The organism is Streptomyces sp. MI02-7b (assembly GCF_033793585.1).
GTDB lineage: Bacteria > Actinomycetota > Actinomycetes > Streptomycetales > Streptomycetaceae > Actinacidiphila.
Genome location: NZ_JARAWX010000009.1, coordinates 123514 through 147681 on the forward strand (window position 1 = coordinate 123514; position 24168 = coordinate 147681).

Sequence of the window (24168 nt, forward strand, 5' to 3'; positions counted from 1 at the left end):
CGGGGGCGGTACGCGACGCACGCCGTGCCAGGTCCTCGAACCAAGTGGCCGGTGATCCGGCAGCGGTGCTGGAGGACCGCGTTCTCGCGCGGTTCCGGAACCGGCTGCCGGATCTCCCCACGCGGGGTGGCCCGATGCTCGTCCGCGGATCGAGAGGACGTCACCAGTCCGAGTTGGTCGCCCCCAGACTCAGCAGGACCTGGTCGAAGGAATTGCCGTCGTTGTCATCGGTGTACGCCATGGAGAGTGTGCCGAACGGGGAGGAAGCCAGCGAGAGCTGCTCCTGCCGACCGGTCGTGACCTGGCTGACGGACTGGGCCGGCAACCGGCCGGCGAACGTGCCGTCGGGGTTGAGGCCCCGGGCCCAGACCGCTGGATCGGTGCCGGCGACGCTCCAGCCGACCACGGTGTCGCGCTGGTCGTCGATGCCGACAGTGGGGTTGCCGGCTCCGGCTCCGCTGGAGAGCTCGACCTCGGCGGAGCCGGCGGTGCCGGTCGCGGTGAACGATCGGGCCCAGACGCCACGGGTCCCGGTGTGATCGGACTCCCACGCCACGGCGAAGTCGCCGTTGAAGTCGGCGGCCACGGCTGGGCGCTGCTGCTGCCCGCCGCCGAGGCTGTTGGCACTGCGGCGGCTGAGTGCGACAGCCCCGTTCGCCTTGGCCAGCTTCACCAGACCGATCTGGTAGACGCCGTTGTTGTCGGTGTCCTCGTCCCAGACGACGACGGCGTCGCCCGAGGCGGAGGTCGCGACGTCGGGGTTGTGGTGCGCGCCGCCGGCCGCGTTGACCGTCACCTCGTAGGCCTTGGTCGTGGTCCCGGTGAAGCCGGCTGCCCTCACCGTCGCCGCCGCCGTGCCCTGGATGTCCTCCCACACCACGGAGAACGCGACCGCCGTGGTGCTGTTGGGCGCGCCGTCCGGATCGACCGCGACGCGCGGATGGATCTGCTGGCCGTCGGCGCTCGCATTGGCCTGGCCGGAGCCGAGGAGCGCGCCGGCCGGGGAGAGCACACGGTAGGTGATGTTGTCGTACCCGTTGCCGTCCGGGTCCTCCGCCCACACGACGACGGCGTTGCCCCGGTCGTCGAGTCCCACGTCGGGTTGGAGATGCCGCCAGGCCACGCCCGCGGTCCCGCCGGCCGAGAGCTTCTTCTCGTACGCCGAGACGCCGTTGCGGTACATCCGCACCCACACGTCGCTGTGCGCGTCGTCGCCCGGGTTGGTCGAGTCGCGGTCGTCCTCCCACACCACCGCGACGTCGCCGAGGCGGTTGGCCGCGGTCGAGGCGGTGTCCTGGTCACCCGCGGAGTCGCTGTTGGCGGTCGCCCAGGACGAGGGACCCGCCGCCGAGGCCGGGGCGACGACGGCGAGGACGGTGACCAGGCCGGCGATGGCTGCGCCGAGTACGGAGAGCTTACGCATCGGCCAACCCCGGCTTTCCGTCGTGGATGACAAAGGTCCGGGCGGTGGTCGCCGGCGCACCGTGTTCCGTCACCGTCGCCACCGACCGGAAGTCGGCTGTGAGCTGCGACGGCGTGATGTGCGTGCGGACGTAGCCGCGCCGTTCGGAGTAGAAGCGCAGATGCGGGTTGAGCGATCCGTTGGGGATCGCCGTGGTGGCGCTTCCGTTGCCGGTGCTGGTGATGGAGGTGCAGACGAGTTCGGAGCCGATCGTCGCCGACGACGGATTGGCGTAGTCGGCCTTGAGGTCGTTGCCCCACGACGCGTGCACGTCGCCGGTGAGGACGACCGGGTTGCGTACGCCGCGGTCGATGATGCCCTGCTGGATCCGTGCCCGGCTGCCCCGGTACCCGTCCCAGGCATCCATGTTCATCGCGCCGGCCGAGTTCACGTTGCGGGCGAAGAAGACCTGCTGGCCGATGAGGTCCCAGGTGCTCAGGTGCTGGCCGAGTCCGTCGAGCAGCCATGCCTCCTGAGCCGCGCCGGTGATCGAACGGGCCGGCAGATCGGCGTCGGCGCAGACCTTCGTCCCGTCGCCGCAGGCCTGGTCGTCGCGGAACTGGCGGGTGTCGAGCATGTGGAACGTGGCGAGGGTGCCCCAGCGGACCCGGCGGTAGAGCTGGATGCTGTTGCCGGAGGGGGTCGCGGCGGCCCGCAGCGGCATGTTCTCGAAGTAGGCCTGGTACGCGGCGGTACGACGTGCGGTCCACTGGGCCGTCGTCAACACGGGGCTGCTGTCGGCGCGGACCATGTCGGCGTAGTTGTTCTCCACCTCGTGGTCGTCCGGCACGACCAGCCACGGCGCGATCGCGTGCGCGGCCTGCAGGTCGGGGTCGCTGCGGTAGAGCGCGTAGCGGCGCCGGTAGTCGGCCAGCGACACGATCTCGCTGCCGAGGTGCTGGCGCACGGCGCCGGCGGTGGCGCCGCCCTCGTAGATGTAGTCGCCCAAGTGCAGGATCAGGTCGGGGCGGTCGTCGGCCATGCGTCGGTAAGCGGTGTAGTAGCCCTGCTCGTAGTGGGCGCACGAGGCGAAGGCCATGGTGAAGTCTCGCCCGACCGTGTTCGGAGCCGGCGCGGTGCGGGTCCGGCCCACCGGGGAGATGAATCCCTGGGCCCGGAACCGGTAGTAGTACTCCGAGTCCGGGGCGAGTCCGCCGGCCAGCACGTGCACCGCGTGGGCCTGTGCGTAGCGCGCGGTCGACGTACCGGAGCTGACGAGGGTGGTGAAGTTCTGGTTGGTCGACACCTGCCAGTCGACGGCGACGTCGGCGTTGGGCATGCCGCCCTGACCGTCCGCGTTGGTGGGTGCGGGAGCCAGACGCGTCCAGAGAACCACGCTGTTGTCGTCCGGTTCGCCGGACGCGACACCGAGAGTGAAGGGGAACGGAGTGGAGGCGGCGGCCGACGGCTGGGCCACCGCCCCGAGTTGGAGCGCTGCGACGCTCGCGGTGGTGAGCCCGCCTAGGATGAAGATGCGGCGACTGAGGTTGCTCATGGCCGCAGATGCTCGCGGTCGCAGGTGAACTTCCCGCCCCGCGATGAGGGCGGTCAAGTGACATGACAAAGCCGCGAGTTGGTGGGTTTTGTATGGGTGTCGCGGGTGTTTGAGCTGGGATTGCGCCGCTGATCAGCCGTTGCGGTTCAGCCGCACTGTTCACATCCTCGGCCTCCGTTCACCGCCCGTCCAATGACGGCCCTGACACGCAACCCGTCCTTCATCTGCCGACATGCCTCGACCCGACGAGCAGCACATCCTGACGGGCCCTCACCTCGCACGCTGGGGAGTCCAGTGGATACCACCGATGTCTCCCGGAACGCGCCAAGGCATCACGCCGGTCGGATGCTCGCAGCGGCCGGCGAGAACGCAGCCGCCATGCTCGGTGTCCGGCGACTGCACAACCTCACCCTCGGCGGGTAACCCTCCGGAGCAGGTGAAGGCCCACCCTGCACAAGACGGCGTGCAGATCGTTTACGGGACAGCCCTTGGGCCCAACAGGACCCGCCGGTCGGCCGTGTACCGAGGAGGCCGGACTCGTCGAACGCGTAGGCACGTGACCGAAGTCGCCAGTGGATTGCGACGGACCATCCCCGCCGCCCGTATTGTTTCGCAGACCTCATTTGCATGAATCCGGGCGCCATCTTTCTTGGATATGCGCGCCATTTGTTTCGTCTCCATTGAACCGAATGCCGGCCGCCCCCGGTCCGGAGTCCAGCCGGCTCGGGTATTCGCATTCTTCGACGAGTCCTCGACCTCAACTCGCCTGCAATCCAGCCACGTTGAGCCATGCCGGCGTCTTTCGGGAGGCCATTTCTCTCACATTGGGTCTGATCATGTCTTACGTGATGTCGAATCTGCCGGTACTGTCACGCGAAACAAGGTCCGACAGACCGGCAGGAACTTTGTGCCGCGCTGGCGGCCGACCATGCTCATCTCGGAAAGAATCACTCTTATCCATGCGAAGAATCAGAAATTCATCTGTACCTGCCGGCAGACGCGTGGCGACTGCGGCCGCTGTGGCGCTGGCCGCCTTGGTGGTCCAGCCGCTCCTGCCCGCCTCGGCTGTTTCCGGGGGTGGTGCGTCGGAGCGGGCGTCGATCGGGGCGGCGGCATCTCGTCCGGCCGCGCGCACCGTCACGCTGATCACCGGTGACAAAGTGACGGTAACCACCGACGCCCTGGGCAGGGTCACCCGTTCCGTGCAGGGTGTGGACGGCCGGCTCACCGGCGTCACGACCTACAAGGTCGGCAAGGACGTCTACATGTACCCCGACGCGGCCGTTGGTTACGTCGCGGCAGGGAAGCTGGACCGTGAGCTCTTCAACGTCACGAAGCTGCTGGCGGACGGTTACGACGACGAGCAGCGCAGCAGCCTGCCCCTGATCGTCACCTATACCGACGCCGCCGTCCGCGCGCGGACCCAGGGCGTGCCGTCCGGCGCCGCCAGGACCCGCACCCTGAGCAGCATCCAGGGGGCGGCGCTGTCCGAGTCGCGGTCCAAGGCCGGTGACTTCTGGCAGTCGCTCACCGGCGGCACCGCGACGGCGAGCGGCCGCGGTGCCGATGCCGATGCCGGTCGCCAACTGCACGGCGGGATCGCGAAGGTCTGGCTGGACGGGAAGGTCAAGGCCGCTCTGGCCGACACCACCGCGCAGATCGGCGCACCGCAGGTATGGGCAGGCGGTGACACCGGCCAGGGGGTGGACGTGGCCGTGCTGGACACCGGTGTGGACACGCAGCACCCCGACCTGGTCGGTCAGGTTGCCGCGAGCGAAAGTTTCGTGCCCGACCAGGATGTCGAGGACCGCAACGGCCACGGCACCCACGTGGCCTCGACCATCGCCGGCACCGGCGCCGCTTCCGACGGCAAGGAGAAGGGCGTCGCGCCCGGCGCGCGCCTGCACATCGGCAAGGTGCTGGACAACGAAGGCAGCGGCCAGGACTCCTGGCTTCTGGCGGGTATGGAGTGGGCCGCCCGCGACCAGCACGCCAAGGTCATCAGCATGAGCCTGGGCGCCGGACCCACCGACGGCCACGACCCGCTGAGCGAGGCCGTGAACCAGCTCAGCGCCGAAACCGGTGCGCTGTTCACCATCGCGGCCGGCAACGACGGCCCCTACACCGTCTCGACGCCCAGTGTCGCCGACGCCGCGCTGTCCGTCGGCGCGGTGGACACCTCGGACACCCTGGCCGAGTTCTCCAGCACCGGCCCGCGTCAGGGCGACGCCGGCCTGAAGCCGGAGCTGACCGCACCCGGCGTCGATGTGCTGGCGGCCCGCTCGCAGTACGCCGAAGACGGCACCGGCTACTACCAGACGCTGAGCGGGACCTCCATGGCCACCCCGCACGTCGCCGGCGCCGCCGCGCTGCTCGCCGCCGCCCACCCGGACTGGACCGGTCAGCAGCTCAAGGACGGCCTGGTCAGTACCACCCACGCGACTCCCCAGTACAGCCCGTACGAGGGCGGCAGCGGCCGCCTCGACGCCTCCGCCGCGGTCAAGGGCACCGTGTTCGCCACCGGCAGCGTGTTCGGCGGCTACCGCGACGCCTCGGCTCCCACCGGCCAGAAGACCGAGAAGGAGGTGACCTACACCAACACCGGGAACGCCCCGGTCACTCTCGACCTGGCGATCCAGGTGCCCGCGGCTCCCGCGGGCGCGTTCTCGCTGTCCGCCCGCCAGGTGACCGTCCCCGCGCACGGCAGCAGCAAGGTCACCCTCACCACCGATTTCGGCCTGATCAAGGGCGACACCACGACCTCGGGACAGATCCTCGCCACCGGCCCGTCCGGTGCCCTGCTGGCCCACACCCTGATCGGCGCCTACCTCCAGGCTCCGCGCTTCACCCTCACGCTCAACGGCAAGGACCGCAGCGGCCGCCCGATGACCGGCGAGGTGTACCTGATCAGCGAGAAGACCACCATGGGGCCGCTGCAACTGGACGCATCGGGCACCGGCACGGTGAACGTGCCGGCCGGGACGTACCTGGTGACCCTCGAGGGCGACGTCCAGGGCGCTCACGGACCGCACTCCAAGGGCAGGGCGATCCTGACCGCCCCCGAGGTCGTCGTCGAGAAGGACACCACGGTGAACCTGGACGCGTCCGGCGCGAAGCAGGTCTCCGTCCGGACCCCGCAGGAAAGCACCCCCGCGGACACGCGCATCGACCTCTACCGCGGGTTCGACAGCGGGAACTCCCTGATGATGCAGCGGTGGCCCTCCACCGAGTACGACAGCGTGTGGGCCCTGCCCACCAAGCCGGTCACCACGGGCACGTTCGGGTTCGGCGGCGACTGGCGCCTGACGGAGCCGGCCCTGACGGTCGCCTCCGACACGCGCACCTTCGACGACATGATCGTCGCCCGCGGACAGACACCGCTCAAGGACGGTACGCGCCGGCTCAAGGCCGTCTTCGCCGGTGAGGGCGGCAGCGACGCGTACGCGGGCCTCAACGCCTCGGGCAAGGCCGTCGTGGTCCGGCGCAGCGATTCCGTCGGGCCGGCCGAGCAGGCGCAGCAGGCTGCCCAGGCCGGCGCGAAACTGCTGCTGGTCGTCAACGACAGTGACGGCCGCCTGGACCCGTGGGGCACCGACCTCGACAACCCGTACGCCCAGGAGGGGAACCCGCCTCCCCTGACGGTGGCCTCGCTCACCGCGGACGAGGGCGACGAGCTGATCGCCCAGATCAAGCCGGGCCGGAACATTCCGCTCGAGGTGACCTACCAGCCCACCACGGACTACCTGTACGACATCAGCAAGCACTGGGACGCCATCCCCTCGGACCCGACCTACCGGCCGGAGAGCGGCGACCTCAATCGGGTGGATGTCTCCTTCCGCAACAACCGGCCGGCGCGGGCCCTGGAGTTGCGTTCCGCGGTGTGGCAGACCTTCTACGGGTCGAACCCGCTGCCCACTCCGGCCCAGGCCGAGCGCACCGACTGGGTGTCACGCGACACGGACTGGGTGGAGCAGGCCGATGTCAACCAGCAATTGCAGATCAGCAGCGACTTCGTGAAGCGGTACCCGAGCGGCACGACCTCGCACCTGGCCTACTTCGGGCCGATCCAGCGTCCCCGGTTGAACAGCACCTTCGTCCCGGTGCGGGTGGGCGACCAAGTGCTGGCGGTCATCCCGGGGTGGGCCGACTCCGAGCCGGGGCACGTCGGCAGGACCCTGTTCAACACCGGTGTCCGCAACAGCGTGAAGATGTACGAGGTACTGCCTGAGGGCGATCCGCTCCTGCTCAGGGAGTCCACCACCGACACCATCGGCAGCCCTCGGTACCCCCTCACGCTGGACAGTCCCGACAAGCGGCCGTACCGCCTGGTCTCGGAGAACGCCCGGGACTTCTGGGAGAACGACTACTCGGTCACGACCAGGACCGAGTGGGGCTTCACCTCCGCGCAGCCCGCGCCCGGCACCTACGCCGTTCTGCCGCTGATCCAGCTCGACTACACGGTCGAGGGCATCAACGCGGAAGGCAAGACCGGCCGCCATGCGGCGATCACCGTCACTCCCTCGCACCTCGCCGGAGCTCCCGCCTCCGACACCATCGGAACGGTCGGCCTCGACATCTCCTACGACGACGGCGCCACGTGGCAGCACGCGGCCCTGACCCGTACCGCAGCCGGCTGGAGCACCAGTCTGAAGGCCCCCTCCAAGGCGAAGTTCGTGACCCTGCGCACCAGCGCCGCCGACAACCAGGGCAACACCGTCACACAGAAGATCAGCCGGGCCTTCGGCCTGAAGTAGGGACCCACCGGGCCGGCCCGGGCCGGCCGACCCATGGGCGGGACCGCATCCAGCGGTCCCGCCTCAGGCCGACAGGGCCACCGCAAGCCCTGGATCCCCGCCTCGTGTCCGAGGTGCCCCACCGGGGTTGCCGATGGGCGCAGCCCTGGCATCACGAGAGTGAGACGAGGAGCCCGGTTGCTCCCGCCGGCACTCCAGGCTGCCCGAGGGCGCGAACGTCGGCCTCGATCGTTGCCGGGTCCAGGACGCCGGCACGCACGGCGCGGTAGCGGATGACCGGTATCTACACTCAGTATCCAGCTGGCGTCAGTGGGCGCCCCTCCCGGTGCGACACCCGGTCAGTACATGTGATTCCGGGAGCAGATGACCGGCAGCGCGACCTCGATGCCCGGGCTGCCGTCGCCGCAGGGCGGCCGGGACGCGCACCCCTTCGTGCACACGAAGGAGCCGAACGGCCCGTTCCTCAGGGATGCGACGGGGAGCCGATCGCATGCGGGTGATCACCCCCCAGTAGTCGGCGATGACGCTCTTTCCGTCCGCGACAGCGGCCGAGGGTCCTGACGCCGACGCCGCTATTACACCCGGGGCATGGTCGCCAGTGCCTTGCCTCGGCGGGACGACTGCAGCGATTGGGGCGGCAGCGACCCCATTGTCGTGGTGGGGTTCGTGGATGCGCCGTAGGGGTTGTTCTCTTCCTGGTGATTCTGGCCACCGCCGTGGTGGCTACGGTTGGGCCTCCTCATGGTTGACGGACTGCACCGCGCCTCGTCACCCAGTCGGCCAGGTACTCGCAGCGCGCGGCCGCGTACGGCGGCAGCCATTCGGCGACGTCCTGACCCGACTTGGACCGGTTGGAGCGCGCGGTGACGGCGACCAGGGCGCGTGATTCATGGAGGTTGTTGGCGTAGGACTGACGTTGGGCGGCAGGGGCCTCGCCGTGCTCCGATGACAGGTGCTCCTGCGGCGCGCCGAGCTTCGGCCACCCTGGACAGTCCGCCCCGACCCGTGATCAGACTGGCTACTTTCATCTGCCCGCGGCTGCCGTATCAACGGTCACATTGCTCGATGTCCAGATGGAGCGGGCCCCGAAGAACGGGGCTGGGCCGGTACGGCGGCGGGTCGGCGACCAGCCTGGGGCGTTCGAGCCGGCGTACCAACTCGGTCAGCGCGATCTGCGTTTCCCGCCGGGCCAGCGGGCCGCCGAAACACAGGTGGATGCCGCTGCCGAACCCCAGGTGCTGGTTGTCGTGACGATCCGGGTCGAAGCGGTCCGGATCCCGGAAGCGCTTCGGATCGCGGCTGGCTGAGGCCAGCACGAGCATGATCCGCGAGCCCTGGGGGATGACGGTGTCGGCTACGGTGACGTCGCTGTAGGCCACCCGCCAGGGGAGGATGTGGACGGGGGGCTCGTAGCGGAGCAGTTCCTCGACCAGTGGCACGACGAGATCCGGTTCGTCGCGCAGTCGCTGCAGCATCTGCGGGTGGCGCAGCAGTGTCAGCACGCCGTTGGTGATGAGGTTGACGACGGTCTCATGGCCGGCGACGAGGAGCAGTCTGGCCGTGGCGACGATTTCGGCGTCGGCCATCCGACCTTCGGGCCCGTCGTCGTTGGCCAGCCGTGACAGCAGGCCGCCTCCCGGTCGGCGGTGGCTTCGTTCCACCAGGTCGCCGAGGCACTCCCGCAAGTCACTGCGGGCCCGTACGCCCTTGTCCAGCTTCTCCTTCGGGTCGGTCTCGGGGTTGTAGTCGACCGAGTTCATCAGGTCGCGCACCCAGCGGTGGACATGCGGTTCTCTCTCGCGTGGCACGCCGAGCAAGCGACAGGTCACGGTCACGGGGAAGGGGAAGGCGAAATCGTCGACGACGTCGATCCGCTCCTTGCCCGCGACATCGTCGATCAGGCCCGCGACGACGGCGGTCAGGTCGCTTTCCATGCCGATCACCAGCCCCGGGGTGTGCGGGGGGCCGAAGTGGCGCATCGCCATACGCCGCAGGCGATCGTGCTCGGGCGGGTCCATGTGGATGAACGACGACGCGGCCCCTCCCTCGACCGGGGGAGGCGGCTGCGACAGATTACGCAGGTCGGAGCTCAGATGCGGGTCATTCAGCACGTCCGTGATCTCACGGTACGTACTGATGACGTAGCTGCCGTCCTCTTGCCGAGCCACCGGCGTCTCACGCAACTCGGCATACAGCGGGTACGGGTCCGCCCGTGCGGAATAGTCGAAGATCCGTTGCAGGGTGCCGGATGTCGCGGTCGCGGTCGTCCGGTCTTCCCCCTGCGGATGCCGATGCCGGTGCACGGCCGTGACGTGGCGCCCACCGGGGTCCTGGCCGGTCACGACCACTGTGGCGCCCTGAGCGAGCTGGATGGGGCCGGGGAGGCCGACGGGCACCGGTTTCATGTCGGCCGGCTGGTCCGGCGTGGGACATGGGGGCGGGAAGGGCGCGGCCGTCTCGATCAGGCGTCGGTAGTGGTCCAGCCACGTGCCGTTGTTGAAGCTCACGGCAGCCGTGACACGGCCCCGACAGCCGTATGCGGTGACGAAGCGGTGGTCGTCCAGCGAGCCCTGGGTAACGGCCACTTCGTCGGCGAAGGTCGGCACACCTACGGACTTGATGTTGACGCCGAACTGGATCGACCAGAACAGCGGGATGGACCGGTGGGGCCGGCGGTCCTCCGGGAGGCTGACCATGTTGTGTGCCGCGACCTGTGCCTGCTCCACGGCGTTGGCCCAGTGCTCCATCGAGATGAGCCGGTTCTCGTAGAGGGGGTTCGGGCAACGTGCCACGTCTCCCGCGGCGAAGACGTCGTCGGTGACACGGCCGTTGATGTCGAGGGCGCGGCAGCCCGTGTCGCACGTGATGCCCCATACGCCCGCCGCCAGTCCCGACTCCCGCAGCCACTCGGTGTTCCGGACGCTCCCGAGAGCCACCACCGCCACATCGGCGTCGACCGTACTGCCGTCGTCGAAGTGAGCTCGGCGAAACCGTCCCTGCCCGTCGCCCTCCAGTCGGGTGACTTCGACACCGCACCGCAGGTCGACTCCGTGAGCGCGCTGCATGGTGGCTGCAACCTCGCCGATCATGGCGCCGAGCGCCCCGACCAGCGGGGCCGGTGCGAGTTCGGCGACGGTCACCGGGATGCCCCGCTTGCGGCAGACGGAGGCGATCTCGCAGCCGGTGAATCCCGCACCGATGACCAGCACGCGCGAGGGCCCGGCGGCGAGGGCTCGCTGCAGGTTCTCGGCATGCTCGCGTGTACGGAGGACGAACACTCCGTCCAGGGCCGCCTCGGACTCGACGCACCAGGGCCGGGCCCGTACCCCGGTGGAGATCAGCACCCGGTCGAAGGGAACCTCGCGTCCGTCAGCGAGTCGTACGTGGTTCGTCGCGAGGTCCAGCCCGCTGGCTGGCACGCCACGCAGCCACTCCGCATCGATGCCACGGCGGCGCGGCAAAGCGGTGCCCTGGGCCGGCACCCACCCGGTCAGTACTTGCTTGGACAGGGGGGGCCGGTCATAGGGCTCGCCCAGTTCGTCACCGATCATGGTCAACGATCCGGCGAAGCCCTCGTCCCGTAGAGCCTCGGCAGCCCGCAGTCCCGCCAGGGATGCCCCGACGACCACGATGCGGCCATCGCGCTTGAACGCACGCTGGTGGTCGGCGCTGGTCATGGCTGTGGGTCCGCCGGCGGTGCGTTCCGCGCCTCCCGCTGGTCGACCAGGATTGCCTGGACCGGGCAGGAGGCCGCGGCGCGGAGCACCTGGTCGCGCCGGACGTCATCCGGGTTCGGGTCGTACATGAGCGCTTCCTCACCTTGCATCCGGAACGCCTCCGGAGCCAGGAACGCGCACTGCGCGTACCCCGCACATCGGGAAAGATCAACGACAACCTTCACCCCGGCCTCCACAGGGAGTGGCCGCTGCAGTCCCTCGAGCCGACGCCGCTTCGTCGCGCGAAGGATTCCCCCCGGCACCTGCCCCGGGAGGCGAGAGGGGGTGCACCGGGCTCGTCGGGTCACCCCGGAAAGAATTGATCATCGCGGCTCAGCGATCGGCGCCTGACTGGTGACGGAGCCCAGCTGCGGCTGCATTTGCTACGCAAGCGGCGTCCTGCGGATTGCCGTTCCGACGAAACCCGTATGGCTCGGTATGCCGGAAAACCGTCACAAATCCAGCGTAACAGTGGCACGGACACCGGCGCGTCCGATTGCCCGGGAGACGTCGGCATCCAACGGGGCACGCCGTCGATCGCGTGGACAGGCTCCGAAACGGGAGCTCGATATTCACAGCCGTCGCCACGGGTACCGCCACGAGATGCTCGCCGACCTCCCGCCTCAGGACAGCCGCACCTCGGTTCAGTCGAAAGGAGTCTGCCGCAGTCGGACTCGCGTCCGCTGCACGCCCCGCTGCTCCGGCGGTTGACACGGAGCACGGCGGGCACCGTCTGCCTCGGCGTGCCTGTCGGCCTCGCGCGCACGGCAGCGTGATCAAATGGGGCATGGCATCGTCCTGGACCGGTAATCGGGTACGCCTGCGCGCTGTCGAGCCCGACGATTGGACGGCATTCGCGCGTTTCGCCGACGATGACGGGCCGCGAGAGGGCCGGCTGGATGTGCCGAGGTCTGCCGAAAGCTACCGTGCCTGGGCGCAGGAGCAGGCCGTTGCCGACTGCGACGACGACCGCTTCCGGTTGGCGGTCGAAGCGACGGCCACGGGAGAGTTGGTCGGTACAGTCGGCTCACATCGCACCGGCCCCCGCTCAGGCTGGTTCGAATTCGATATCACCATCGGCGTCGGTCATCGGCGCAAGGGCTATGCGACGGAAGCCGTGGTGCTCCTGCTGCGCTTCATGTTCGCCGAGCGGCGCTATCACAAGTGCCTGGCGGCGGTCTTGGCCCACAACGACGCATCGCTGGCACTTTTCCGTGGGCTCGGCTTCACCGAGGAGGGGCGCTTGCGGGAACACGTTTTCTTCGCCGGCCAACATCACGACCTCGTCATGATGGGCATGCTCCGCAACGAGTTCGACCGGGGACACACGATGAGCAAAGCGTGACCGGGATCCGAGGATGCGTGGAACGGTACCCGGAGTTCATTGTTGTTTGTGGTTCTCGGGCGGGACGCCACCGAGGCAGGGCAGCCCTCAGCCGCGCAAGGTCGCACGCAGGTGCAGGCCGGTGGTTGCGAGACCTTCGAAGGTGGTGACCCGGTAGCCGGGTCCCGCGCCGGGCGGCTCGCTCACGTGGTACCGGCGGGCCGTCTGCGCGGTCATGAGCGTGAGCATGGCCATGGCCAGAGCGGCTCCCTCACAGCCATGCGGCCCGGTCCCGAAGCCGAGGAAGACCCCGGGGTTCGCCGACGAGCCTGAATCATCGAGCCAGCGTTCGGGCCTGAAGCGGTCCGGTTCGGCATGTTCCCGTGCATCGCGGTGGGCGGTGTAGGGGCAGACGAGAACGGTGGATCCAGCGTCGATGGTGTAGTCGGCGAGCTGAGTCTGTCGCGGGGCGTGCCGGGTGAGCAACCAGCTCGGGGGATGCAGCCGGAGCACTTCGCGTACCAGCGCCTGGGTGTACTGCAGGTTGCCGAGGTGGGTGCTGGTCGTCGTGGCCGGGTCGTCGGGCAGCAGGGCGGCTTCGGCCGCTACGCGGTCCGCGGCCCGGACGTACCGGGCCAGGTGGAGCAGGATCCATCCAGCTGCCCGGGAGGGTGTCTCGAAAGTGGCGACCGTGATCCCGGGGAGGGTGTCGAGGATGACTTCTTCCGACAGCAGGCCGTAGCGGGGGGAGGGCCGGAGCATCTGTCCCAGCACGTCGTCACCGAGCCGGCCCGATGAACGGCGCCGGCGGACGACGGGCCGCAAAGCATGGGTAAAGGCGACTTGCCGCCGTGTGCGGAACCGCCGAGCCGGTGTGGGGACCCAGCGCGGCAACACCCAGTGCGAGGGGCGTACGAGCACCTCGCGGGCCACGAAGAGCTGCCAAGCCAGAGGCAGCAGGGCGGGAGCGTCTTCGGAGAAGAGGTAGCGCACGCCGATCTCTGCCAGCACAGGACGGACCAGGGGGAGAATCTCGACATCCCGGCCCGCGGGCCACTGGTCGGCAAATCGAGCGGTTCCGGTGGCGATCTCACCGATCTGGGCAGCAACCGCTTGCGGGCGCAGTCCGCGCATGCGGGCGGCGCGAGCGTGCAGCCGTTCCTGGGGCGTCGGCGCTCCGCCGGCCCGCTTCAACGGCGGGAAGAGGGGGGAGGACGGCTTGGGGAAATCCTGCGCGCGGCGCAGGACCGCTTCGCACACCTCGGCTGTAGCGGCTACGTAGACACCTGGCTCCAGCTGCCAGACGTCCCCGCACTCGTCAGCGCCACGGCACACGATTCCAAGCCGGTCGCGGCTCCAGGCCGCGAAGCTTCCTCCGGGCAACCGCGGCGGCTCATTCGCTCGGCCCATGGGATCGCCCCTGACTTCTCGAACCAGTCAGGCCCATATCGTCGGCAACATGGCCAGGAGCCGACGGGAGCCTGGGCGCCCGCCGACTTGATGGTCACACCCTGTCGTCGACGGTGTGCGTGCCCCAGTCGTGGGCCCCGTACGCACCGTAGTTGCGGGTGAAAGACAACTTGGCGAGCAGCTTGGCGATCATGAGGCACTCCTCTCGCTTGCCTTCCAACTCCCTCTACCATACGTCCAACTTCTACGCATATGGCGCATGGATGCAGGGCGCGTGCTTGAGGGCGGGTAGCAGCCGCCGACCCCCTGCCGGGACCACCTCGCAGACACCAGACCGACTGCGGTGACGGCCGTCACCGCCTCCACGCGTTGTCAGCGGTGGCGGCGACCACCAGCCGTATCCTGCGGGTGGGCGCGTCACGACGTGTCGGACCGGGACCAACGGTGAGGGGCGTCGCGGCCGCCATGGTCACGGCGACAGCCGTTCCGTGCTCCTCGTGCGTTTCCCAGCGCGGCGGGCCCTGGAGGCGACGATGGCAGGTTGTCCCGTCGTTGCAGCCCTGCACAGCTGCCCGCGTCGCTGCCGACGTGCTGCAGACGCCGACCGGGGCGAGTCCCACCTGTCACGTCCGTGTTGTGGCGCGGCGAGGACCATACTCAACGGGGTCACCTGGCTGTGGTGGCGCAGCAGGGGCGGCGGATGACCGCAGTTGACCGTCCTGACACCCTCTTCCTCGCTCCGTGGCCGGTCGGGAGTTTCGTGACAGGAGCGAGTGAGAAGAAGTGCATGGCGAACCATGGGTGATCGGATTTTCGTGGAATGGCTGCTCCCCGCAGGGTCCGCAGCTTCTGTGCCGTCCACACCGCCGGATACTGCCGCACCAACGAACGGTTCCTCGAACACGCGGGCGGGCAACGGCGCGGCGCTCGGTGGCGGGACACCCACGTCAGGGTCACCGGCCCCGCGGTGGACGGGCTGGCCGCGGCCTCCGCCCAGAACTGGGCCGACTGTCGGCGCAACGGGCTCTTCGACGACCGCGACCGCTTCAGCGAGCACGAGCAGAGCGGAGGCGCGATCGCCCAGGTCGTACGCGGCTCGGCGAGCGTCGGCTGTCAGGACATGCGCACCCTGCTCCTCGTTCGTGGTGATCGCCTCCGCGGAGCAGCGCACCCGGCTCGCGACCGCGTACTTCGCGCCCGACCCCCACTTCGTCGGCCTGCTCTGCCACGCGGCGGCGCGCGGTGTAAAGGTGTGATGACCTTGGCCTGCATCATCGTCGGCAGGTAGCGCCAGATCCGCACACCGCAGTCCAGGAACCGCGTTAGTACCGCTGCCCGCCCATCTGGCAGACGCGTTTGTCGGCGTACGGCCCCGGCAGCAGGATCTCGACTTCAACCGCCGCTCCCTCCACCACGACGAGGAGGTCATGCTGGCGGTGCTCGACCAGTCCTTCACGTCCGTCCTCGACGCCCACTTCGACAAGGACCTGCTGCGCAGCGCCCCCGTCGACGGCACCCGCCGGCACGACCGGCCGGCACTGGAGCGGGTCCAGGAGGTGGCGACCGCGCCCATCCGCCGCTTCGTGTGAGCATCATGGTGTCGCCCCACGAGACGGCCGCCGGGGCGTACGGACACCGGGCGCGTCAGCGCACCGCTCACCCTGGAGGGCGACATCGACGTCAACACCAACCCCGAACCGGCATCGACAGGCAGCCGGACCGACGCCGCCGTCGCGGCGGCGCACGAACCGTTCCCCGCCGACCTGGAGGTCGCGGCGGTCGCGGAGCTGTCGGCCCTGATGGCTTCGGGCCGCACGACGAGCGTCTCCCTCACCCGCGCCTACCTGCGGCGCATCGAGGACCTGGACGTCGGAGGACCGGCCCTGAACGCGGTGCGCTGCGTCAACCCCGCCGCCCTGCAGGAGGCCGCGGTGGCCGACGCGCGCAGGGCCGGCGGCGACCCAGGCGGGCCGCTGCTGGGCATACCGGTGCTCGTGAAGGACAACATCGACGTCCTCGGCATGCCGACCACCGCCTGTTCGGTGGTGCTCGCCGGTTCCCATCCAGCACAGGACGCGCCACTGGTGACCCGGCTGCGGGAGGCGGGGGCGGTGATCCTGGGGAAGGCGAACCTCACCGAGTTCGCCAACTACCTCACCGTCGGCATGCCCAGCGGCTACAGCTCGCTGGCCGGCCAGGTGCTCAACCCGTACGACCTGAGCGAGACGCCGAGCGGCTCCAGCGCCGGTTCGGGGGTCGCCGCCGCGGCCGGACTGGCCGCCGTCACCATCGGCACCGAGACCGACGGCTCCATCCTCAGCCCGGCGTCGGCCACGTCGGGGGTCGGGGTGAAGCCCACCCTGGGCCTGGTCAGCCGCACCGGCATCGTGCCCATCGCCTCCAGCCAGGACACCGCGGGCCCGATGACCCGCACCGTCGCGGACGCCGCCGCCCTGCTCACCGTCCTGACCGGCAGCGATCCCGAGGACCCGGCCACCGCCGGCAACCCGCTCGAAGGGCACGACTTCACCGCCGACCTGTCACCCGACGCCCTGCGCGGCGCGCGCATCGGCGTCGTCGCGGAACAGACGCCCGAGGACGGCACGGACGAACGGGCTCTGTGGGACGCGGCCCTGGACGCACTGGCGCGACGCGGCGCCGAGCTCGTCGACGTCGGCATCGAGGCGCGCCGCCGGTACGACGTCGCCTCCCCGGTGCTGAGCCACGAGTTCAAGCGCGACCTCAACGCCTACCTCGCGCGACTGCCCGAGGGGGCACCGGTGCGCACCCTCGCCGACGTGATCGCCCGCAACGAGGCCCACGCGGACCTGGCCCTGAAGTTCGGGCAGACGCTCGCCCTGGCCGCCCAGGCCAGGGACCTCGGACCGGACAGCGCGGACACCGTCGAGTACAAGGCCGCCCGCGCCCGGGACGTGGAGGAGAGCAAGGACCGCATTGACGCCCTCATGGCCGAACACGACGTCACCGCCCTGCTGTTCGTGAACAGCGGCAGCTCGTCCATCGGCGCCAAGGCCGGCTACCCCTCGGTCACCGTCCCCGCGGGCTACCTGGCGGCCAACCGCAGGCCGTTCAACATCACCTTCCTCGGGCGGGCTTGGAGCGAGCCGCTGCTGCTCGGCTACGCGTACGACTACGAGCAAACGACGCGGCTGCGCAGACCGCCGTCCGCCGTCAACCCCACCCTGCTGCGCCGCCGTCCCCCGGTCCTGCCGGCGCCGAGGACGGCGGACGCGGAGCACTGACGGGCGGCCGCTCGCGGGACCGCCCCTGCACCCAGTGGCTGTCCCGTGCTCAGCCCTCCCCGGCGTCCTCCATCAGGCCCCGCGCTATTCGGCGGTGGTCTCGCGGAGTTCCTCGCCCACGAGCAGCCGGCGCGTGATTCCCGGGGGAGTCCAGGAACGGCAGTCGCCGCGCTCAGCCGAGTCGCGGCCACTGTCGTGCACGCGTCGGTACAGCCCCGGCGGCAGCAGGACCCGCATTGCGCCGTGCAGCTGCGCGGTAGCCGGGTCCGGTCCGTGCCGGGCAGGCAGGACCGATTCCGCCCACAGGTGCCCAGATCTGCTGTCGTCCGCCGCTGTTGTCGTCAGCCATGGTTGTCAGGTTCCGAGGCACGTCGGCGCCCTCGCAGCTGGCGGTAGATGCGGTACAGGCTGAAAAGTGCGACGCCCACGGCAGCCGCTGCCGGCCAGCCCAACGAGCCCCCGTGGGTGGATATATCGCCGTAGAGCTTCATCAATGCAGTCCCGAGCAAGAGCCACGGCATAACCTTGTCCACGATGCCGCCATCTTCGAACGGATCTCTCACTGGCCCCCCTGTTCACCTGCTGTCACCGTCGTCCACATCCTCGCAGGTGATTCGCCGCGTATTCGAGGCGCTGGCCACCTGGCCGGGCTCGGGTGGTGGGCAAGCCAGGGATGACGTCCCGGTTCGGCGTGGCCCGGTGGCGGGTGCCGGCTCGGGGACGGCAGCTCCGAAGGGGGCCTGGACGGCCATGGCCGTGGTGGCGGCCGCGCCAGCGCTCCGATCAGAAGCCCGCCGACGGGTGGGCCGGCGCTGGTGCTGATCCAGTTGGTCGTCTCGAACAGACTGTTGGCACGAGGACGGTGCTCGGGCAGACAAGTGCCTTCAGGTGCGCCCCACTCGCCGCGTCGAACGCGACAGATGCCGCCGTCTGGAGAACTCCGACGCATACAACGGGGCGAAGGTGATCCCGTCGAAAGCATGGCGACCGGAACGCTCACCAGCAGCACCCAGCGGGCCAGATCGGCAGTGATTATGACCGGCCGCTTGTACTGGTGCTCGATACGCACACCGAGCGGCAAAGCAATCACCCCACTGACCACTGCGGACGACGCAGCCAGCAAAGAGACCTGGAATGCGGAGGGATCCAACACGAGGAGGGCAATCAGCGGCAACGCCCCATGCCGACGGCACTGCCTGCTGCGCTGACCGCGTAGACACCCCACAACCATCGGAAGTCCTGCCCGAGTGTGCTCCCCCGTATCAACCGAACCTCCCGAGCGTGAAGGCGCTCAGCGTAGGGACTCGGCCCACCTACCACCTCGTGATCAAGCCATCACCAGACGCACCTCAGAGCTGAGCTCAGAAGCAGGTATCCACTCCCGCGTGTCAGCGGCCAGTGTCAATTCCCCGGGGACGGCCAGATGGCGGTCCCCGCCAGCGGCCAGTTACGGGTCGTCTCTGCCTTCGTCCTCCCTGTCAGTGGTGGCCGGCGAAGATCTCCCTGACCTCGCGGATGGCGTAGTAGACGAGCACGTAGCCGGCGGCCGGGTCGGCCCACCACCAGCCGACGGCACTGTTGAGGACCAGGCCGAGCAGGACCGCGGCGGCCAGCAGGCCGTCGATCAGGGTGACCCGGCCCTCGGTCTGCAACACGGGGTTGTCCAGCACGGCGCCGGTGCGCGCCTTGCCTGCGGCGAGGGCGAACATCACGGCGGCGGTGATCGCCGTCCAGATGATGCCCAGCGGCGAGTGGTGCGGGTGGTAGCCGGCCACCAGCACCCAGGTGGACTGCACCAGGAGGTAGACAGCGAGCAAGGCGAACCCGACGCCTATCAGCTTCAGCGCGCGGCGTTGGCGGGCCTCACCGGTGCCCGACAGCTCCCAGACCACCGTCGTCGAGGCGCCGATCTCGATCAGGGAGTCCAAGCCGAACCCGGCCAGGGCCACCGACCGCGCCGACCAGGCGGCGATCGCTAGGACAACGATGCCGATCACATTCCAGGTGAGGGTCGCGTACTCCAGGATGAAGCCCCGGCGCAGCAGAGCCGGGCGGATGGTGTCGTTCGCAGTCACCGCCCGAGTCTCTCAGCCACCTGAGGCAGCCTCCAACCGGGCACGGAGCGTAGCCAGTCAAACGGCGGTGACGTTCCCGTTCACAGTGCCCGACGACGACCACGAGGTCTTCTTGCTCCACCTGAAAGGCCAACCGAACGGCGGCTGCGGGAGCCTGTCCGCTGCAACCCCATAGGACGCGGGGTCCAGGTCGCCAATGGATGGCCCGGCCACGCCAGACCGCGCGGGTCGCTCATCGGGGAAGCCTGGAGCTGGCCGTCTCGGCCTGGAGTTGGGCCAGCTTCTCCGCGGACGGGCTGCCGGGTTCGGCATGGAAGACGACGATGAGCTGACCGTGGGTCCCCGCCACGGTGAGCCGCTCGTACTGCAGGGTCATCTCGCCGACGCCCGGGTGGTTCAGCCGCGCTACGCCGGCGCCGCGCGGGCTGACGTCGTGGCGGACCCACAGGCGCTGGAACTCCGGGCTGGCGGCCGTCAGTTCGCCGACGAGTTCCACCACTCGTCCGTCTTCCAGTTCTGTCCCTACCAGGGCGCGGAGGCCGGCCACGGCACGGATGCTCATCTCGTCCCAGTTGAGGTACAGGCTGCGCAGGTCTGTGTCGAGGAACGCGGCACGGATGACGTTCACACCCGGGAGGAAGATCGGGGAAATGGCGGTGGCCAGCGCGTTGGAGGCGAGGACATCCATGGACCGGTTGAGGACGATCACGGGTGTTTGCGACCACCACGTCGAGATCAGTTGTCGCATCCCTGGGCTGACGTGGTCCGGTTCAGGGAGCTCGTGGTTTCGCCGCGGCGGACCGGCCAGTGCGTGGAGATGGGCGGTGGCGGGTCCGTCCAGCTGCAGGACGCGCGCCAGGGCGTCGAGGACCTGCGGTGAGGGGTTCTGGTCCCGGCCCTGTTCCAGTCGCAGGTAGTAGTCGGTACTGATGCCTGCGAGCAGTGCGAGTTCTTCTCGGCGCAGGCCCGGCACCCGGCGGCGGCCGCCCGGAGGGAGACCGACGTCTTCGGGCCGGACGATTTCACGGCGGGCCCGCAGGTAGTCCCCCAGTTGCTTGCCACCCATGGTTTCCACGGTACGTCGTCATGTGCGTACGGGAGGAACCGAAGGGCCCTGTGAGTGGACTGGCCATTGATGGAGCGGCGGTTTGTCCGCGCCTCACCAGCAGGTCAAGAGTCCGACAAGGAGGATGTGGTGCCGGTCTTGGCAGATTACTCCCGGTGACCTTCGGTCGCGCTGCGGCGGGAGTCGCAGGGAGCGCGGGAACACGGATGCGGTCTCAGGCCCCTCCTACGGAGCGCTGCTCCTCGTTGGGGAATGGGGGCCGGTGACGTTTGCCGTCACCGACGGGAACTCGGCGTGTTCGACCACGGAGGCGAGGGTGGCGGTACTGGGCGACGTGTCGGCCCTCCACAGCACCGTTGGGTGGATGGCCGTCCGCGTCATGGCCTGGTGGGCCATGACGCGGACGTGGCGCGTGCCAGGTGGCGTCGTTCTCACGGCGGTCGCCTTGCCCATGCCGGCCGCTGTGCCGCCTGGTGCGCAAACGGCGGCCGGAGTTCAGGCGGCCGGCGCCGGGCCGGGTACGCCGGCGGTGATGCGGGCCGCTCCGGGCAGGCCGCGTGCTCCCTCCACCGCCCGGGCGGTGATGTCGGGGACGCTGTGTCCCAGGGCCCGGACGGCGTCGTCGAAGATGTCCATGTCGATGAGCTGCAGCGTCGTCAGGTGCTCGGCGTTGCCGGTGGTGACGGCGCCGCCGAGGGCCTGCAGGGCAAAGCTCGAGCCGGTGCCGGAGCGCAGGAGGTCGACCAGGGCGGCGATGTCCAGGCCGAGGTCCTGGGCCAGTTGGAGGATCTCCTGGACGTTGCGCTGGTTCATCATCAGCAGGGTGTTGTTCATGAGCTTGCCCAGCTGGCCGGCTCCTGTCGGGCCCATATGGGTGACCTTCTTCGAGAAGGTCTCGAAGACCGGACGGCACCGTTCGACGATCCGCGCGTCGCCGCCGACCATGGTGGTCAATCGGCGGGCGACCGCTCCGGCGTTGCCGCCGCTGACCGGCGCGTCCAGGACGTGAATGCCCCTGGCTGCCGCCATGTCGGTCATCTCGTTGGCGAACTGGGGAAGGCCGGTGCCGTGATTGACGATGACGGAGCCGGGCTTCATGCCGGCGAGCAGCCCGCCGTCGGTGAGGACCTCCCGGATGTCGGAGTCCTCACGCAGGCACAGTCCGACGATGTCGCCGGCTGCACCGAGCTCGGCAACGGTGGTGTGGACGGTGTAGGGCAGGCCGTCGAGCGCGTCGAGCGAGCTGCTGCGGCGGGCCCATACCTGGAGCGGGTAGCCGGAGTCGGCGATTGCGCGGGCCATGGGTGCGCCCTGGTCGCCCAGGCCGATCCATCCGATGTTCTGCAGCGCGTGGTTGTTCGTCACGTAGCTCTCTCCTGGGGTGATGGTGCTCGGGCTCGGCGGTGCCGGTGACAGGGTGTCCGTGCACGGGCGTGTGGGAGGGCCGGCTCCGGGTTCCGCTCGGGTGGAGCGGATGGAGCCCGGGGTGGGTCCGGCCTCAGCCACCGCCTGGTGGCTGACGGCCGCGGCCCGTTCTTCGTGTGTGCGTAACTCGTTCGCGTCCGGCGGGCAGGTGCGGCGTTCGTGGCGTCGTCCGCCTGCGGGGGACTTCCACCGGCGAAGTGGAGGTCATGCCCGCGTTGGCGCGGGGGGTGGTGGCGTCAGCCGCGGCCCGCCTCGCGCAGGAAGCGGTGGGAGATCTCCCAGATGCGGTCGGCGTTGTCGGGGTCGAGGGCGTAGGGGGCAACGCCGCTGGTCCAGCCGTTGCCGTCGGGCACCTGGATGGCCTCGTTGCAGTCCTCGAAGTAGTGGCCGCCGACACCGGCGAGCTGCGGAGACGTGGCGACCAGGAGGGTGGTGGCCGCGCCCTGCTCCACGGTCTTGCGCAGCTCCACGGGGGTCCGCAGGCCGCCGGTGTGCTTCTGCAGGTTGGTGGCGATGGCGCCGGGCATCAGGGCGTTGGCGGTGATGCCGTCGGCGGCCCAGCGCTGGTTCGCCGCGACGGCGAACAGCACGGTCGCGGTCTTGGACTGGCCGTAGGCGCCGATGGCGTCGTAGGCGCGGTAGCGGTAGTTGATGTCGTCGAAGACCACTGGGGAGATGAGGTGTCCCTGGGAGCTGACGACGACCACGCGGGCTTCGCCGTCGGCGGCCAGCGCGCCGTGCAGGCCGTTGGTCAGCGCGAAGTGGCCGAGGTGGTTGGTGGCGAACTGCATCTCCCAGCCCTCGGGCGTGCGCTGCAGTTCCGGGATGGCCATGACGCCCGCGTTGTTGACCAGCAGGTGCAGCGGGCCGCTCCAGGACCTGACGAAGGCCGCGACCGACTCCTGGTCGGACACGTCGAGGCGGCCGACGTGCACGTTCTTGTTGCCGGTCGATGCGGTGATCTCGGCAGCGATCTTCTCGCCCGTGTCGGTGTTGCGTACGGCCAGGGTGACCTCGGCGCCGATGGAGGCGAGGACACGCGCCGTCTCGACGCCGATACCCGAGGACGCGCCGGTGACGACCGCGCGGCGGCCGGTCAGGTCGATGCCTTCCGCGACTTCCGCTGCCGTGGAAGAAAATCCGAAGGAAGTGGTGATGCGAGTCATGGTGTTGAAGCCCTGCCTGTCGTGAGGTTCCTGGCGGCGAATGGAACGCCATTACGGATTTCCGGTCCCGACCTGTCGCGCAATCCCGGGCGAGCGCATTGACGAGAACAGTCCGGGGCATTACCGCTCAGGCCGACACAGCAATACTGGGCGAGGGCTCGATGCGGAGCCAGAACCCTGCGAACCCTGGGACTGGCAGGGCTATGCCCGGCCTCGTGCCGATTCGCCGGAACCTCTCGGACGGGTCCCGCGGAGCCTGGTGGGCGCAGGGCCGGCCATGTGCGGCGTACAGCGCCTGGCCTCCCGGTACGCCTTCTCAGAATGCCCTCGGCAGCTTTCCGCGTGCCCGTCGCGGACTGATCAGGCCGGAGGACGCGGGGATCGGCACCGGAGGGCGCAGGCGAGTCCTGGGCCTGGGTCGGGAGGAGCTCGCGATGCTCGCCGGCATCAGCACGGACTACCGGCTGGGCTTGGAGCAGGGGCGCGACGTTCAGGCGTCAGCACACCACCCTGCGGATACCGCATGCACCGGTCCCGCGACGCCGCGCCGCGCTCTTGCCCACGGTCGGCTTGAGTGGCCTGGCGCGTAGCAGCGTCATGGTCGCTACCTGTGCGTGCCGCGGGGGCCCGCCAGGCCGTCACACCACCCAGGCGCGCCCCCATGCGCCCGCCGCGCTCCCCCGAACCGTGCCGACACACAGCGGTGGCGGGGTTGTCCAGATCTTCGCCCCTGATGAGGCGGGTTTGGGCGGCCTGCCGGAACCGGGCGGACAGACCTGTGCATCCGAGGATGGTGCCGGCGCCGCTCCCGATGGTCAGTAGGGCCGGGCACCGGACCCTCACCCCTTCCAGAAGGGGAGTCGCGAGAGGGTATAAGAAAACACGTGGCCGCCGAGTGGGTGATCCGGTTCCCTTTGTGGTCAGATGGAACTGGCGGGACCGCCTGCCGGCTACTTCCCTCTCACCCTTTACCACTTCAAGCCGGCGGACATTCACTCCCCGCGGGTCCGCG

At 69.6% G+C, this 24168-nt stretch carries 13 protein-coding genes and 1 pseudogene; 4 read left to right on the plus strand and 10 right to left on the minus strand.

Going from position 1 to position 24168, the window contains the following annotated elements:
* Positions 1-160 precede the first annotated feature (160 nt).
* Both PV364_RS17040 and PV364_RS17045 read right to left on the minus strand, forming a co-directional pair.
* Entirely contained in the window at positions 161-1423 is a 1263-nt protein-coding gene (locus tag PV364_RS17040) for a hypothetical protein (RefSeq protein ID WP_319660860.1), read from the minus strand.
* Positions 1416-2957 (minus strand): alkaline phosphatase D family protein, encoded by a 1542-nt coding sequence (locus tag PV364_RS17045; RefSeq protein ID WP_319660861.1) that lies wholly within the window; start codon positions 2955-2957, stop codon positions 1416-1418. Before PV364_RS17045 ends, PV364_RS17040 begins: the two co-directional genes overlap by 8 nt.
* Positions 2958-4117: 1160 nt before the next feature.
* Here PV364_RS17045 and PV364_RS17050 point away from each other — a divergent pair.
* Positions 4118-7711 carry a S8 family serine peptidase gene (locus PV364_RS17050; RefSeq protein WP_319660862.1) on the plus strand — a complete coding sequence of 1198 codons (3594 nt, stop codon included), beginning with the start codon at positions 4118-4120 and terminating at the stop codon, positions 7709-7711.
* A 1046-nt stretch (positions 7712-8757) separates the two neighbouring features.
* Here PV364_RS17050 and PV364_RS17055 read toward each other — a convergent pair.
* The 3 genes and pseudogenes from PV364_RS17055 to PV364_RS17065 form a co-directional block, all read right to left on the minus strand.
* Positions 8758-9729 carry a cytochrome P450 gene (locus PV364_RS17055; RefSeq protein ID WP_319661029.1) on the minus strand — a complete coding sequence of 324 codons (972 nt, stop codon included), beginning with the start codon at positions 9727-9729 and terminating at the stop codon, positions 8758-8760.
* A 291-nt stretch (positions 9730-10020) separates the two neighbouring features.
* Positions 10021-11388 (minus strand): annotated as a pseudogene (locus PV364_RS17060) (NAD(P)/FAD-dependent oxidoreductase); the annotation flags it as partial.
* Positions 11385-11612, minus strand: a complete 228-nt coding sequence (locus tag PV364_RS17065) for a ferredoxin (protein WP_319660863.1) — start codon at positions 11610-11612, stop codon at positions 11385-11387. The gene PV364_RS17065 and the pseudogene PV364_RS17060, both read right to left, overlap by 4 nt.
* Before the next feature lie 602 nt (positions 11613-12214).
* Between PV364_RS17065 and PV364_RS17070 the strand changes: the two genes are divergently transcribed.
* Positions 12215-12772 carry a GNAT family protein gene (locus tag PV364_RS17070; RefSeq protein ID WP_319660864.1) on the plus strand — a complete coding sequence of 186 codons (558 nt, stop codon included), beginning with the start codon at positions 12215-12217 and terminating at the stop codon, positions 12770-12772.
* Positions 12773-12859: 87 nt separating this feature from the next.
* On the opposite strand, the gene PV364_RS17075 is transcribed toward PV364_RS17070, so the two are convergent.
* Positions 12860-13885, minus strand: coding sequence for a cytochrome P450 (locus PV364_RS17075; protein WP_319660865.1), 1026 nt, complete (start codon positions 13883-13885; stop codon positions 12860-12862).
* A gap of 1703 nt (positions 13886-15588) precedes the next feature.
* Between PV364_RS17075 and PV364_RS17085 the strand changes: the two genes are divergently transcribed.
* Both PV364_RS17085 and PV364_RS17090 read left to right on the plus strand, forming a co-directional pair.
* On the plus strand, positions 15589-15750 hold the full coding sequence (locus tag PV364_RS17085) for a hypothetical protein (RefSeq protein WP_319660866.1): 162 nt from the start codon (positions 15589-15591) through the stop codon (positions 15748-15750).
* A gap of 210 nt (positions 15751-15960) precedes the next feature.
* Positions 15961-17424, plus strand: coding sequence for an amidase family protein (locus tag PV364_RS17090; protein ID WP_319660867.1), 1464 nt, complete (start codon positions 15961-15963; stop codon positions 17422-17424).
* 1478 nt (positions 17425-18902) lie between these two features.
* On the opposite strand, the gene PV364_RS17095 is transcribed toward PV364_RS17090, so the two are convergent.
* The 4 genes from PV364_RS17095 to PV364_RS17110 form a co-directional block, all read right to left on the minus strand.
* A complete protein-coding gene (locus PV364_RS17095; protein ID WP_319660868.1) occupies positions 18903-19499 on the minus strand; it encodes a cation transporter in 597 nt (198 codons plus the stop codon).
* 232 nt (positions 19500-19731) lie between these two features.
* Complete coding sequence (locus PV364_RS17100) at positions 19732-20565, minus strand: helix-turn-helix transcriptional regulator (protein ID WP_319660869.1); 834 nt, start codon at positions 20563-20565, stop codon at positions 19732-19734.
* 495 nt (positions 20566-21060) lie between these two features.
* A complete protein-coding gene (locus PV364_RS17105; RefSeq protein ID WP_319660870.1) occupies positions 21061-21930 on the minus strand; it encodes an NAD(P)-dependent oxidoreductase in 870 nt (289 codons plus the stop codon).
* A 296-nt stretch (positions 21931-22226) separates the two neighbouring features.
* A complete protein-coding gene (locus tag PV364_RS17110) occupies positions 22227-23156 on the minus strand; it encodes an SDR family NAD(P)-dependent oxidoreductase (RefSeq protein ID WP_319660871.1) in 930 nt (309 codons plus the stop codon).
* Positions 23157-24168 lie beyond the last annotated feature (1012 nt).